The sequence below is a fragment of the Thioclava pacifica DSM 10166 genome, assembly GCF_000714535.1.
GTDB lineage: Bacteria > Pseudomonadota > Alphaproteobacteria > Rhodobacterales > Rhodobacteraceae > Thioclava > Thioclava pacifica.
Window position 1 is genome coordinate 205190 of the sequence record NZ_AUND01000023.1, and the last position, 13066, is coordinate 218255.

Consider the following 13066-nt stretch of genomic DNA (forward strand, 5'->3'; position numbering starts at 1 on the left):
TCTCCTCCAGTCAGCCACGCCGCGTGGGCGTGAAAAAATCAAGCACCGAACCCTGGCCCGGCATCACCTCGGACCAGTCCGCGATCTGGAAATCGACGATCAGGGTGGCACAGGTCGGAAATCGGCGGAAATCGGGATCGTGGATGGGCCGGGCGGGAAGCTGGTGCGCGAATTCGGCGATGCCGGGATTGTGGCCGAGCATCATCACCGTCGGCGCTGAGGCCGTGCGCAGCACTTGCAGCATCATCTCGGGCGCGGCGTGGTAGAGGCTTTCGACATAGCTCACCTCGGGCCGGGTTTCGATCACCGCAGCCGCGACCTGATCCCAGGTCTCGCGGGTACGCTGCGCCGAGGAGCACAGCACTTCTTCGGGTTCGAGGCCCCGCGAGGCGAGGAAATCGCCCAGTTCCAGCGCCGCGGCGCGACCGCGGGCGTTCAGGGGCCGATCGCGATCTTCCATGAGCGGGTCGTCCCAGCTCGATTTCGCGTGGCGCGTCAGGATCAGGCGGTGGTGTCCGAGCGGGGTCATGGATGGAATTGCCTCATATGCCAGGCCGATTGTGCGGGCAGCCTGCCATAGCTTTCGCCCACCGGGCAAGCGCGGCGTGCCAGACAGCCGAGATTGCGGCAATCCGCCCCTTCGGGCGCATCGAGATGGGCGTGGCACGCCTCGGTGTCGTAACCGTCGGGTCCAAGCGCCTCAACCGGGCAGGCGGCGGTGCAGGGTGCAGGGCAGGTTGCGCAGGTGTTTTCGGCGGGTTTGGGCAGGGGGAGAAGCCCCGGCAGCGCGAGCGCGCCCCGAACCGAGGCCCAGAGCCCCATACGCGTATGACACATCAGGTGCAGCGGCGAAGCGAAGCTCTGTCCGCTCTGCAGCGCCCAGCTGACGAAGGGCTGCCAGGGTGGGCCGGTGAAAGGGTAGAGGGCGCGTGCACCGAACCGGGGCGCCAGCGCGCCGATCACCCGTTCCGACCAGCGATCGAGCGGGTCGGGGCCGTCGTCGGAAAACTCGGGCTGCGCAGTGACATGGGCCCAAAAGCCCGGCTCGTCAGGCGAGATCAGGGCGATCGTCTCGGCCCCGTCATGCAGGAGCCCCGAGACGAAGAGCCGATGCGCACCGAGCGCCTCTTCGAGTGCCGCGATCACCGTCCGCGCGGCAGCACGCGCGGGATCGTGGAGCGGATCATCGAGCCCGCCCCATGTTCGGTGAACAGTTCGAGCAGGCAGGCATTGGCGACCCGGCCGTCGACGATGACCACGGCGCGCACGCCTTCCTTGACGGCCTGCAATGCGGTCTCGACTTTCGGGATCATGCCACCCGCGATGGTCCCGTCCTCGATCAGCGCGGCGACGTCCTCGGGGGTGAGCTGGGTGATGACCTCGCCCTGCTTGTTCTTCACGCCGGCTACGTCGGTGAGCAGCAGCAGGCGGTCAGCCTGTAGCGCGCCCGCGATGGCGCCGGCCGCCGTGTCGCCATTGACGTTGAAGGTCTCGTTGTCGGCGACGCCGGTCGCAACCGGCGCGATCACCGGGATCAGCCCCGCATTGTAGAGGTCACGCACGATCTGCACGTTCATCTCGACCGGCTTGCCGACGAAGCCCAGTTCCGGGTCGTCGGCCTCGCAGACCATCAGGTCGTCATCCTTACCGGAAATACCGACCGCGCGACCGCCCTGATCGTTGATCGCCTGCACGATGCGCTTGTTGACGAGACCCGAGAGGATCATCTCGACGACCTCGACGGTGGCCTTGTCGGTGACGCGCTTGCCGCGCACCCATTCGCTCTCGATGCCGAGCTTTTTCAGCATGTCGTTGATCATCGGGCCGCCGCCATGCACCACGACCGGGTTCATCCCGACCTGCCGCATCAGCACGATATCACGCGCAAACTCTGCCATCGCCTCGTCGTCGCCCATCGCGTTGCCGCCGAATTTCACCACGACGACCGCGCCCGTGTAGCGTTGCAGATAGGGCAGGGCTTCGGAGAGGGTGCGGGCGGTGGCGATCCAGTCACGATCCATGGTCTGTTTTCTCATCTGCTGGTCCTCGGGCAGGGTGGCCCCATCTTGCTAGACCGTTCGCGCGGCGTTTGGAAGAGCCCCGTTGGAACGCCCGTTGCGCTCGGATCAAAAGCGTCTAGGGTCGGGGCAAGCGCGAGAACGGGAGTCAGGATCATGGATGATCGCAAGGTGATGCTGCTGACGGGGGCAAGCCGAGGGATCGGCCACGCCACGGTAAAACGTTTCGCGGCCGAAGGATGGCGGGTGATCACCTGCTCGCGGCAGCCCTTCCCCGAGAAATGTCCCTGGGGCGGCGGCCGCGAGGATCACATCCAGGTGGACCTGGCGAAACCAGACGAGGTCATTGATGCAATCGCCGATATCCGCGAGCGGATCGACGGGCAGTTGCACGCGCTGGTCAACAATGCGGGGATTTCGCCGAAAGGGCCGGAGGGGGAGCGACTGAACACGCTCGATACCGATCTGCGCACCTGGGGGCAGGTGTTCCACGTCAATTTCTTCTCTTCGATCGTGCTGGCGCGCGGATTGATGGAGGAGCTGTCAGCGGCGCGAGGCGCGGTGGTCAATGTGACCTCGATCGCGGGGTCGCGCGTCCATCCTTTCGCAGGCGCGGCCTATGCGACCTCGAAAGCCGCGCTCAAGGCGTTGACGCGCGAGATGGCGCATGATTTCGGGCCGCTGGGTGTGCGGGTGAACGCGATTGCACCGGGCGAGATCGAGACCTCGATCCTCAGCCCCGGCACCGAGAAGATCGTCGAGAAGCTGCCGCTGCGCCGCCTTGGCCAGCCCTCGGAAGTGGCCGATGTCATCTGGTTCCTGTGCTCGGACGCGTCGAGCTACGTCACCGGCACCGAGATCGAGGTGAATGCCGGTCAGCACGTCTGAGGCGTTCAGGCCTTCTTGCCGATCCGGGGCTCGGTGCCCATCGCGAGGCGCGCGATATTGGAGCGGTGACGCCAGAAGATCAGCACCGACAGGCCCGCCGCCAGCATCATCAGGTCGCGATGGTCGAGGAAATAGGCGAGCGGAACCGTTGCCGCCGCCGCGACCAGCGCCGAAAGCGAAGAGATCCGCGTTACCACCGCCGTGGCCAACCAGACCGCGCAAGACGCCAGCCCTACCGGCCAGGCGAGCGCGATCATCGTGCCGAGGAAGGTCGCAACCCCCTTGCCGCCCTGAAAACGCAGCCAGACGGGATAAATATGACCGATAAAGGCTGCCGCACCTGCGATCTGCGCTGCCGTCTCGCCAAGCGTATAGCGCGCGATCAGGACCGCAATCGCCCCTTTGCCGCTGTCGAGCAGCAGCGTTGCGAGCGCGGCGGGCTTGTTGCCGGTCCGCAGAACGTTCGTTGCGCCGATATTGCCCGAGCCGATCTTGCGTAAATCGCCAAGGCCGAAGAGCTTCGTGATCACGAGGCCAAAGGGCACGGAACCGAGCAGGTAGCCCAGTGCAGCCACCAGCCCGAGCCAAGCGGACCCGTTCTCAATTCCCGGCATAAGCCTGCCCTCGCCTCGTTTATGAGTCGTTATTGTTGCTATAAACCTGCACCCCCGCGACGAATGTGGCAAGCGTTTTGCCTTCCATTCGAGCAGTATCGAAGGGGGTGTTCTTAGATTTTGAGCGCAGTTTGAAGCGATCCATCACGAAGGGCGCGTCCGGATCGAAGAGTACGAGATCGGCCGGTGCGCCCTCGCAAAGCCGCCCCTGCGGCAGCCCGAGACGTTTCGCCGGATTCAGCGACATCGCCCGGAACAACTGCGGCAGGCTCAGCTGTCCGGCATGATACAGCCGCATCGCTGCGGGCAGGATCGTCTCCAGTCCCACTGCGCCGGAAGCCGCTTCCTCGAAGGGCAAGCGCTTGGATTCCTCGTCAGCGGGCGTGTGCATCGAACAGATCACGTCGATCACCCCGTCGGCCACCGCGCCGATCACCGCAAGGCGATCCTCCTCGTCGCGCAAGGGCGGGGTGAGCTTGAAGAAGGTCCGGTAATCGCCCACGTCGAGCGCGTTGAGCGTCAGGTGATGGATCGAGACGCCTGCCGTCACATCCAGCCCCGCCGCTTTCGCGCGTTTGAGCGCGGGCAAGGCCTTCGCCGTAGTGATCTGATCGGCGTGATAGGCAAGGCCCGTCATCTCGACCAGCGCCAGGTCGCGCTCCAGCCCCATACGCTCAGCCATCGGCGAGACGCCCGGCAACCCGCGCAGGCTGGCGAACTTGCCAGAAGTGACGGCCGCGCCTTTCGACAGGCCCGGTTCCTGCGGATGACCGATCACCAGAACGCCCAGATGGGCGGCGTAGGTGAAGGCGCGCTGCAGGGCCTTGGTCTGGTCCGAGACGCGGGCGACATCGGTGAAGGCCACCGCGCCCGCATCCTTGAGAAAGCCGATCTCGGTCATCTCCTGCCCGTCGCGGCTTTTCGTCAGCGCCGCCATATGCAGGATACGCACCGGGGCGTCCGCCGCCCGGCGACGCACGAATTCCAGCGTCTCGGGATTGTCGATGGCAGGCGCGGTATCGGGCCGCGCGACGATGGTGGTCACGCCGCCTGCGGCAGCTGCAAGGGCCGCCGAGCGGAAGCTCTCCATGTGCCGCTCCCCCGGCTCACCGATCTTCACGCCCAGATCCACGATCCCAGGCGCGAGGCATTTGCCGCCGCAGTCGATCACCTCGGCATCGGCGGGCGCAGACATGTCGCCGATAGCGGCGATCTTGCCGGCGTCGATGACCACGTTGCCGACGGTCTCGGTCAGCGCCTCGGGGTCGATCAGCTTGGCGTTTTGCAGAAACAGGGTCATCGCTCTCGCCTCACTTCGCCACCAGCTTGCGCGCGGCTTGCGCGCTTTCGATTTCACGCACCACCGGCGCCGCGTCGGCGAGGTGGCGGATCAGGTGCTTGTCGCCGGCTTTCGTCACGATCTGCACATCGCCCATCAGCGAGCGCACGGTCTGGATTTCGAGCAGCATCACCTGTTTGCCCTGTGGCCCGATCAGTCGCTTGTCGGTCAGCTGCCAGCGCCGCGCGAAGGCCTCCGAACGGAAATAGAGCCCGCGCAACGCCATGCCGAGCACAATGGCAAAGGCGGCGATGGTCACCTGATGTCCTTTGTCGAGCCAGAACAGCACCGCCGAGACGAGCACCGCACCGATCACCGCAAGCACAGCATGATCCGTCCAGTAGCGCTTTTGATCGGCGCTGAAGACGGCCAGAACCTTCTCGCCCTCATCGAGCGGCAATTCGCTCTCGGGGCCGGGCCGGTAGTTAAGAACCTCGTCGCGTTCGATCTTAGACATAGGTGTCTCCTGCAAGCGCGCGGCCGCGTTCGGCGCGCAGGTTGCGCGCGAGCAGGTCCATCACCGCCATGCGCACCGCCACGCCCATCTCGACCTGTTCCTGAATGACAGAGCGGTTGATGTCGTCGGCGATGGTGCCGTCAATCTCGACGCCGCGATTCATCGGCCCGGGATGCATCACGATCGCATCGTCCTTGGCAAAGGCGAGCTTTTCGGCGTCGAGCCCGTAGCGGTGGAAATATTCGCGCTCCGACGGGATGAAGCCGCCGTCCATGCGCTCTTTCTGAAGCCGCAGCATCATCACCACGTCGGCGTCTTTCAGCCCCTCGCGCATGTCGTGATAGACCTCGCAGCCGAACTCGGACACGCCCGAGGGCATCAGGGTCGGCGGCGCGATCAGGCGCACGCGGTTTTCCATCTTGCCGAGCAGGATCAGGTTCGAGCGCGCGACCCGGCTATGGGCCACGTCGCCGCAGATCGCGACGGTCAGACGCTGGATGCGGCCCTTCTCGCGCCGGATTGTCAGAGCATCCAGAAGCGCCTGCGTTGGGTGTTCATGCTTGCCGTCGCCCGCATTGATGACCGCGCATTCGACCTTCTGCGCCAGCAGGTCCACCGCCCCCGAGGAGCCATGCCGCACCACCAGAAGATCCGGGTGCATCGCGTTGAGCGTCAATGCCGTGTCGATCAGCGTCTCGCCTTTTTTCACGCTCGATGTCTGCATCGACATGTTCATCACATCCGCGCCGAGCCGCTTGCCCGCGAGCTCGAAGCTCGATTGCGTCCGGGTCGAGTTCTCGAAGAACATGTTGATCGCGGTCAGCCCTGCCAGTGCGTCGGTTTTCTTCACCGTGCGGCGGTTGAGATCGACATATTGTTCGGCAAGGTCGAGAACGGTGAGGATATCCTCGGGGCTCAGATGCTCGATCCCCAGCAGGTGCCTTGGGCGAAAAGCCATTGCGCGATGCTCCGATTAGACTGGTTCGCTTATGGCAAAGAGGGGGGCGGGCGTCCAGCCGCTTTACCGCCGCGGGGCGGCGGCTTAGGGTGGCGCAATGGAGACTCGGCCGACCCCGGAAATCGACTATCACGCTGCTCTGGCTGCCCTCGAATGGCAGCTCGAGATGGGCGTCGATACCGCGATCGCGGATGAGCCCTTCGATTGCTACGAATTGCCCGAGAAATCCGCGCAGGCGAAGGCACGCGCCCCCGAGGCACCGGTTCAGCCCGATCCGGCCCTGCCTCCGGTCGCGCAGGTGGCTCTGGTCGAGGGGCCCGATCCGGTCGCGGTGGCACGCGAGGCTGCGGGCAAGGCCCAGACTCTCGAAGCACTGCGTGCCGCGATCGAGGCCTATGATCTGTGCGACTTGAAGATGGGTGCGCGCAACACGGTCTTTGCCGATGGCAAGCCTGCCGCGCGGGTGATGATCATCGGCGAGGCGCCGGGGCGCGACGAGGACCAAAAGGGGCTGCCTTTCGTGGGGCGCGCGGGGCACCTGCTCGACAAGATGTTCGCCGCGATCGGTCTGTCCCGGCAATCCCCCGATGCCGAAGCCGCGCTCTATATCACCAATGTCCTGCCCTGGCGCCCGCCGGGCAATCGCGATCCCGAACCTGCCGAGATCGCGCAGATGCTGCCCTTCCTCGCCCGCCATGTCGATCTGGCCGATCCCGACCTGATCGTGCTGATGGGCAATGCCGCCTGTTCGGCCGCGCTGGGCAAGCGCGGCATCCTGCGGTTGCGCGGGACCTGGGCCGAGGCCTTCGGACGGCCCTGCCTGCCGATGACCCACCCCGCCTATCTGCTGCGCAACCCTGCGGCCAAGCGCGAGGCCTGGGCGGATCTCCTGTCGCTGCGCGCGCGGCTCGATCAGGGCTGAAAATCGCGCCAAACCGTCGCAGATCCGTGAAAAAGTGACGGACGCGGCGCCCTGCCACGTAGAGAAAACCATTCCCCGAGCCTATTTGGGCGGGGTAACATGATCTCGCGCGATTGTGGGCGCCGGTGAGCGCCCGCCCAATATTGAGACTGGAGTCGATATGCGGTTTCTGACCCGCTCCCTGATGGGGCTGTTTCTACTGGCCTTGACGCTGGGCCTGCTCGCGATGGGCGGGTTCTCGATCTACAAGGCGGTCGAGGCGCGCAAGGCGCGGGGTGGAAATGCGCAGATGCAGCGCGAGCGGGTCTTCGCGGCCAACGTGATGCCGGTCGAGTTCGGCACCATCGCGCCGGTGCTGACCGCCTATGGCGAGGTGCGCTCGACGCGCGAGCTGGAATTGCGCGCTTCGGCGGCCGGAACGATCGTGGAGCTCGCGTCCGATTTTGAAGATGGCGCGGAGGTCGAGAGGGGGCAGCTTCTGGTGAAGCTCGATCCGGCCGAGGCGCAGGCGACCCGCGACAGTGCTGCGGCATCGGTCGCTGAGGCGGAAGCCGCATTGGCGCAGGCCGAGCGCGCCTTGCTTATCGCCCGCGATGATGTGAGCGCGGCGCAGCGTCAGGCCGATCTGCGGCGCAAGGCGCTCGACCGTCAGCAATCGCTTTCGGATCGGGGCGTGGGGTCTGCTGCGACGCTGGAGACGGCGGAGCTTGCGGCCTCTGCCGCAGATCAGGCGGTGCTCAACCGTCGCTCGGCCCTTTCGACCGCACAGGCACAGCTTGATACCGCGCGCACCGGGCTGACCCGTGCGAAGATCACGCTCTCGGAGGCGGAGCGAAAGCTCTCCGATACCGAGGTCCGGGCCGAGTTCGCAGGCCGCCTAGCGGAGGTGAACGCGGTGGCTGGCGGCTTGGTGTCGACCAACGAGATGCTGGGCAAGCTGATCGACCCGACCGCGTTGGAGATCGCCTTCCGCGTCTCGACCGCGCAATTCGCGCGGCTGAGCGATGCGCGGGGCGAGCTGCGCGACCTTCCGGTCACGGTGGAACTGGTCGCCGGAGAAGAGACGCTGACCGCCCAAGGGCAGCTCTCGCGCGTTTCCGCTGCCGTCGATGATGGCGTGACGGGGCGGCTTCTCTTCGCACGGATCGAAACGGGCGCTGCGAACCTGCGCCCGGGCGATTTCGTCACCGTGCGTCTAAGCGAGCCCGCGCTCGACAATGTAGCCGAGATCCCCTCGGCGGCGGCCGATGCGAAAAGCACCGTGCTCGTGCTCGGGGCGGAGGACCGGCTCGATGAGGCGCCCGTCACCATTCTGCGCCGTCAGGGCGATGCGGTGATCATCCGTGGGGACCTCGCCCCCGGCACGGAGATCGTGACCGAACGTACACCGCTTCTGGGCCGCGGTATCAAGCTGCGTCCGATGCGGCCCGGCCAGCCCGAGGCAGCCACCGGACCCGAGATGATGAAGCTCGACCCGGAGCGGCGCGCCAAGCTGATCGACTATGTCGAGACAAACCCCGCCATGCCCGACCGCGCCAAGCAGCGCTTCCTTGCCGAACTGAAGCAGGAAGAAGTGCCGGTCGCGACCGTCGAGAAACTCGAATCGCGGATCGGGGGCTGAGATGGCAGCAAATCTGGACCCGAGGGAATTGCCGCCCGGACGCGGGCTGATCGGCATGTTCACCCGTCACGCCACGCTCGCCAATATCGTGCTCGTGGTGATGATCTGCGCCGGTCTGATCGCCCTGCCGAGGATGAGGGCGCAGTTCTTTCCCGACTCGGTCGAGGAATCGGTCTCCGTCTCGGTCACCTGGGAAGGGGCGGGGGCCGAAGAGGTCGATCGCGCCATCGTGCAGGTGCTCGAACCTTCGCTGATCGCGGTCGAGGGGGTCGAGAATTCCGAAAGCCGCGCGTCTGAGGGCTCGGCCCGCATCAGCCTCGATTTCGAACCGGGCTGGGACATGTCGCGCGCGGTCAACGATGTCGAGAACGCGCTGGCGACGGCGGGAGATCTGCCCGAAGGGGCCGAGGAACCCGAGGTCACGCGGGGCGTCTGGCGCGATACGGTGACCGATCTGGTGATCACCGGGCCGCTTTCGACCGAACAGCTCGGACGTTTGGGCGACGAGGCGGTGGTGCGGCTTTATCAGCAAGGTGTCACGCGCACCGCGTTGGCCGGGATCGCCGCGCCCGAGACCGTCGTCGAAGTGCCGACCGTCTCGATGATGGCCCATGATGTGACGCTCACGGAGATCATCAACGTGATCGCCGCCGAGGCCGCGACCGATCCCGCAGGCGATGTGGCGGGCGGCGCGACCCGCGTAACAACCGGTGAGGAACGCCGGTCCGCTCCCGAGATCGCGGCCCTCGTGATCCGGACCGAACCTGATGGCTCGCAGCTTACTGTGGGCGATGTCGCGCGCATCCATGTCGCGGGCGGCGATCGCAACAAGGCCTATTTCGTCGGTGACAATCCGGCCGTGGTGATCAATGTCGCGCGCTCGGCCGCGGGCGATGCAATCGCGATCCAGAAGAAGGTGCAGGCGGTTGTCGCGCAGATGCAGCCGACCCTACCCGCCGGGACCACGATGGACCTTGTGCGCACGCGCTCCGAGCGGATCACGCAGCGCCTCGACCTGCTGGTGAATAACGGGGTGCTCGGTCTCGGGCTGGTGCTGGGGCTGCTGTTCCTGTTTCTCAATGCGCGTACCGCGTTCTGGGTGGCGATGGGCATCCCCACCTCGATGGCTGCGGCTCTGGCGGTGATGTATTTCTCCGGCATGACGCTGAACATGATCTCGATCTTTGCGCTCATCCTGACGCTGGGGATCGTGGTCGATGATGCAATCGTGGTGGGCGAACATGCCGATTTCCGCGCGCGCCATCTGGGTGAGCATCCCACGCTGGCCGCCGAGAATGGTGCGCGGCGCATGGCCGCCCCCGTCTTTGCCTCGACCCTGACGACCGTCATCGCCTTCGCGGGCCTGACCGTGATCGGCGGGCGCATGGGCAACATGATCGTCGATATTCCCTACACGGTGATCGCGGTGCTGATGGCCTCGCTGGTCGAATGCTTCATCATCCTGCCCAATCACATGAGCCACGCGCTGCGGCATACCTCTGAAGGCAAGTGGTATGACTGGCCCTCGCGGCAGGTGAACCGTGGGCTCGACTGGTTCCGCCGCAAGGTAATGAAGCCGCTGACGCGGGCAGTCGTCACCGCGCGCTATCCGGTCATCGCAGCGGCGATCGCGTTGCTCTTGTGGCAGGTCTCCTTCGTGATGTCGGGCAAGGTGCAGTGGCGCTTCTTCAATCCGCCCGAGCAATCCACCGTCAACGGCTCCTTCTCGATGGTCGAGGGCGCGACGCGCGCTGACACCGAGGCGATGATGCGCGCGATGCAGGCGACGGTGACGCGCGTCGCCAAGGAGTTCGAGGACGAATACGGCGTGAACCCGGTCGAATACGCCATCGCGCAAATCGGCGGGGCGTCTGGGCGTGCGCTGGCCTCGGCCGACACCAAGGATACAGATCTGCTCGGCTCGATCTCGATCGAGGTGATCGACCCCGATTACCGTCCTTATTCGAGCTTCGATTTCGTCTCGCGGCTGCAACAGGAAACGCCACGCCTGCCTCTGGTCGAAGAGATCAGCTTCCGGCGCTTCTCGATGGGTGGCGCAGGCGACGGGATCGCGGTGCAATTCTCCGGTGCGGAAACGCGCGTGCTCAAGGAGGCCGCCGAGGATCTCAAGACGGCACTGGCGCAATTCCCCGAGGTTTCGGCGGTCGAGGATAACCTCGCTTATGACAAGCAGGAGCTGGTGCTCGACCTCACCCCGCAGGGCGATGCGCTGGGCTTCGATATCGCGACGCTCGGACGCGAGCTGCGCGCGCGGCTCAACGGTACCGAAGCGGCGAGCTTCCCCGATGGTGTGCGCTCGGCCACGATCCGGGTGGAACTGCCGCCCGAGGAACTGGCCGCCGACTTCATCGACCGGATGCAGCTGCGCACGCCCGCAGGTCAATGGGTGCCGCTGGCCGATATCGTCTCGGTGCGCAGCCAGACCGGCTTCTCGACGATCCGGCGCGAGGATGGCGTGCGGCAGGTCTCGGTGACGGGCGATGTCTCCGAGGACGATCCCGCGCGGGCCAATGCGATTCTGTCCCAGGTCGAGACCGAGATCCTGCCGCGTATCGCCGAGGAACGCGGTGTGGCCTATGTGATGTCGGGTCAGGCCGAGCAGGAACGCGATTTCATGTCCGATGCGACGGTCGGCCTGTCGATGGTGGTGATCGGGATCTATATCGTGCTCGCCTGGATCTTCGCGAGCTGGACCCGGCCGCTGGTGGTGATGTCGGTGATCCCCTTCGGCGCGGTCGGTGCGATCTGGGGCCATTATGTCTGGAACCTGCCGATGTCGATGTTCGCCGTAGTCGGCGGAATCGGCATGGTGGGGATCATCATCAACGATGCGATCGTGCTGATCTCGACCGTGGACGAATATGCCGAGAGGCGCGGCATCGTCCCGGCCATCGTCGATGCGGTCTCCGATCGTCTGCGCCCGGTTCTGCTGACCACGCTGACGACAGTGCTGGGCCTTGCGCCGCTCCTTTACGAACAATCGAGTTCGGCGCTGTTCCTGAAATCGACCGTCATCACGCTGGTCTATGGCTTGGGCTTCGGCATGGTGATCGTGCTGCTGGTCGTGCCTGCGATGCTCGCGATCCAGCTCGATTTCGGGCGCCAGATCACGGCCGTGCGCCATGGCGCTCGGGTGGTGAAGCTGCGCGGCATTCTGGGCGGTGTCGCGGCGCTCCTGATCGTGGCTTTCGCGATTACGCTGGGCCGCGCGATGCTGACGGGTCAGGCGATGATGCCCGCCTTCGGAGGCTTTGCGCTGATCGCGACGATGATCGTGCTGGCGGCGGGGCTGATCGCACCGCGTCTGCTGCGCGGTCACGTCCGGCACATGGCGCCGCCCGAGGCCTGATCGGCCTCGGACCGGCTTACTCGGTGCAGCCCTCGATCTGCACAGGTCCGCGATCCGAGAGCACGGTGATGCGCACGTCGCGGAGATCGAGATCGAAAGGTTTCGCCTCAGGGGGCACGAAATCGGCCGAAGCCACGAGGGCATCACCCTCGCGATGGCTGGTCGCCTCCGAAACCCAGACCGGGCGCGAGGCCAGCTCGAACAACGTCTCTTCCGGGCCAATGGCCGGCGGCAGGTCGATCCGCGCGGTGACTTTGACCCCGTCGCGCACCGCTTCGGTCTGGCAGCGGGTAACGGCATCGACCGGTTTCGGCTCCGCGGCCAGCGCCTGCTCGATCCGCGGGTCGAGCGCGCCTTTTCCCGAAAGCTCGGCCTCGAGGTTCAGCGTCACCGGCACACAGATCTGGTCGCAGATCCCGATCGTTGCTTCGGCCTTCAGCGTCACCGGTTTCGTCGGATCAGCGGGTGTGATCGAGACCGGTAGCAGCACCCCGTCGTGATAGCCGATCGTGCGCATCCCGGCGGAAAGAAAAATTTCGGGTGCGGGCCAATGCAGTTTCACATCGGCCACATTCTGCGAGCCCGCGAAGGTGATCTGCGGCGGAATGCCCGCATCGCCCGGCGCGCGCCAATAGGTCTTCCAGCCCGGTGCCAGCGAGATCTCGAGCCCGGCCATCCGCGAGCCGTCCTTACGCTGCCAGCCGGGCAGCAATTCGGCATTCTCCAAGCCCGGGGGCGGAGGCGGCGCCGGAAGAACGCTCTGCTGCGCGGGCGCGGCAAAGGGCAAGGTGGCAAGCGCAAGGCTCAGAACTGGTAACAGACGTGTCATACTCTTTCCCTAGCCTCTGCGGCGTGCCTGCCAAAGTCACAAACGCGACA

At 65.7% G+C, this 13066-nt stretch carries 12 protein-coding genes; 4 read left to right on the forward strand and 8 right to left on the reverse strand.

Annotated elements, in window-relative coordinates; translation table 11 throughout:
- Positions 1 to 10: 10 nt before the first annotated feature.
- The 3 genes from TP2_RS10275 to argB are packed head-to-tail and all read right to left on the reverse strand — an operon-like array spanning position 11 to position 2021.
- On the reverse strand, positions 11 to 529 hold the full coding sequence (locus TP2_RS10275) for a SixA phosphatase family protein (RefSeq protein WP_038076948.1): 519 nt from the start codon (positions 527 to 529) through the stop codon (positions 11 to 13).
- The gene (locus TP2_RS10280) at positions 526 to 1146 is read right to left on the reverse strand and encodes a hypothetical protein (protein ID WP_038076950.1); all 621 of its coding nucleotides are present in this window, start codon (positions 1144 to 1146) and stop codon (positions 526 to 528) included. The genes TP2_RS10275 and TP2_RS10280 overlap by 4 nt, the downstream gene beginning before the upstream one ends.
- Positions 1143 to 2021, reverse strand: a complete 879-nt coding sequence (gene argB, locus TP2_RS10285) for an acetylglutamate kinase (RefSeq protein WP_038076953.1) — start codon at positions 2019 to 2021, stop codon at positions 1143 to 1145. The genes TP2_RS10280 and argB overlap by 4 nt, the downstream gene beginning before the upstream one ends.
- Before the next feature lie 153 nt (positions 2022 to 2174).
- On the opposite strand from argB, the gene TP2_RS10290 reads away from it, so the two are divergent.
- Positions 2175 to 2906 (forward strand): SDR family NAD(P)-dependent oxidoreductase, encoded by a 732-nt coding sequence (locus tag TP2_RS10290; RefSeq protein ID WP_038076955.1) that lies wholly within the window; start codon positions 2175 to 2177, stop codon positions 2904 to 2906.
- A gap of 5 nt (positions 2907 to 2911) precedes the next feature.
- On the opposite strand, the gene plsY is transcribed toward TP2_RS10290, so the two are convergent.
- Genes plsY through TP2_RS10310 form a run of 4 tightly spaced genes read right to left on the reverse strand, consistent with a single transcriptional unit; the run spans position 2912 to position 6274 of the window.
- Positions 2912 to 3520 carry a glycerol-3-phosphate 1-O-acyltransferase PlsY gene (gene plsY / locus TP2_RS10295; RefSeq protein ID WP_038076958.1) on the reverse strand — a complete coding sequence of 203 codons (609 nt, stop codon included), beginning with the start codon at positions 3518 to 3520 and terminating at the stop codon, positions 2912 to 2914.
- A 19-nt stretch (positions 3521 to 3539) separates the two neighbouring features.
- Positions 3540 to 4820, reverse strand: a complete 1281-nt coding sequence (pyrC, locus tag TP2_RS10300) for a dihydroorotase (protein ID WP_038076961.1) — start codon at positions 4818 to 4820, stop codon at positions 3540 to 3542.
- Positions 4821 to 4830: 10 nt separating this feature from the next.
- Positions 4831 to 5316: a hypothetical protein gene (locus TP2_RS10305; RefSeq protein WP_051692462.1), complete on the reverse strand. Its 486-nt coding sequence runs from the start codon at positions 5314 to 5316 to the stop codon at positions 4831 to 4833.
- Positions 5309 to 6274, reverse strand: coding sequence for an aspartate carbamoyltransferase catalytic subunit (locus tag TP2_RS10310; protein ID WP_038076962.1), 966 nt, complete (start codon positions 6272 to 6274; stop codon positions 5309 to 5311). The genes TP2_RS10305 and TP2_RS10310 overlap by 8 nt, the downstream gene beginning before the upstream one ends.
- A 97-nt stretch (positions 6275 to 6371) precedes the next feature.
- Here TP2_RS10310 and TP2_RS10315 point away from each other — a divergent pair, with 97 nt between their 5' ends.
- The 3 genes from TP2_RS10315 to TP2_RS10325 all read left to right on the forward strand — a co-directional run bounded on the left by TP2_RS10315 (position 6372) and on the right by TP2_RS10325 (position 12187).
- Positions 6372 to 7196, forward strand: a complete 825-nt coding sequence (locus TP2_RS10315; RefSeq protein WP_038076965.1) for a uracil-DNA glycosylase — start codon at positions 6372 to 6374, stop codon at positions 7194 to 7196.
- A gap of 160 nt (positions 7197 to 7356) precedes the next feature.
- The gene (locus TP2_RS10320) at positions 7357 to 8817 is read left to right on the forward strand and encodes an efflux RND transporter periplasmic adaptor subunit (protein ID WP_038076968.1); all 1461 of its coding nucleotides are present in this window, start codon (positions 7357 to 7359) and stop codon (positions 8815 to 8817) included.
- A gap of 1 nt (position 8818) precedes the next feature.
- Positions 8819 to 12187 carry an efflux RND transporter permease subunit gene (locus tag TP2_RS10325; RefSeq protein WP_038076971.1) on the forward strand — a complete coding sequence of 1123 codons (3369 nt, stop codon included), beginning with the start codon at positions 8819 to 8821 and terminating at the stop codon, positions 12185 to 12187.
- Positions 12188 to 12203: 16 nt separating this feature from the next.
- Here TP2_RS10325 and TP2_RS10330 read toward each other — a convergent pair whose 3' ends face one another.
- Positions 12204 to 13016, reverse strand: coding sequence for a protein-disulfide reductase DsbD domain-containing protein (locus TP2_RS10330; protein ID WP_038076973.1), 813 nt, complete (start codon positions 13014 to 13016; stop codon positions 12204 to 12206).
- Between the last annotated feature and the right edge of the window lie 50 nt (positions 13017 to 13066).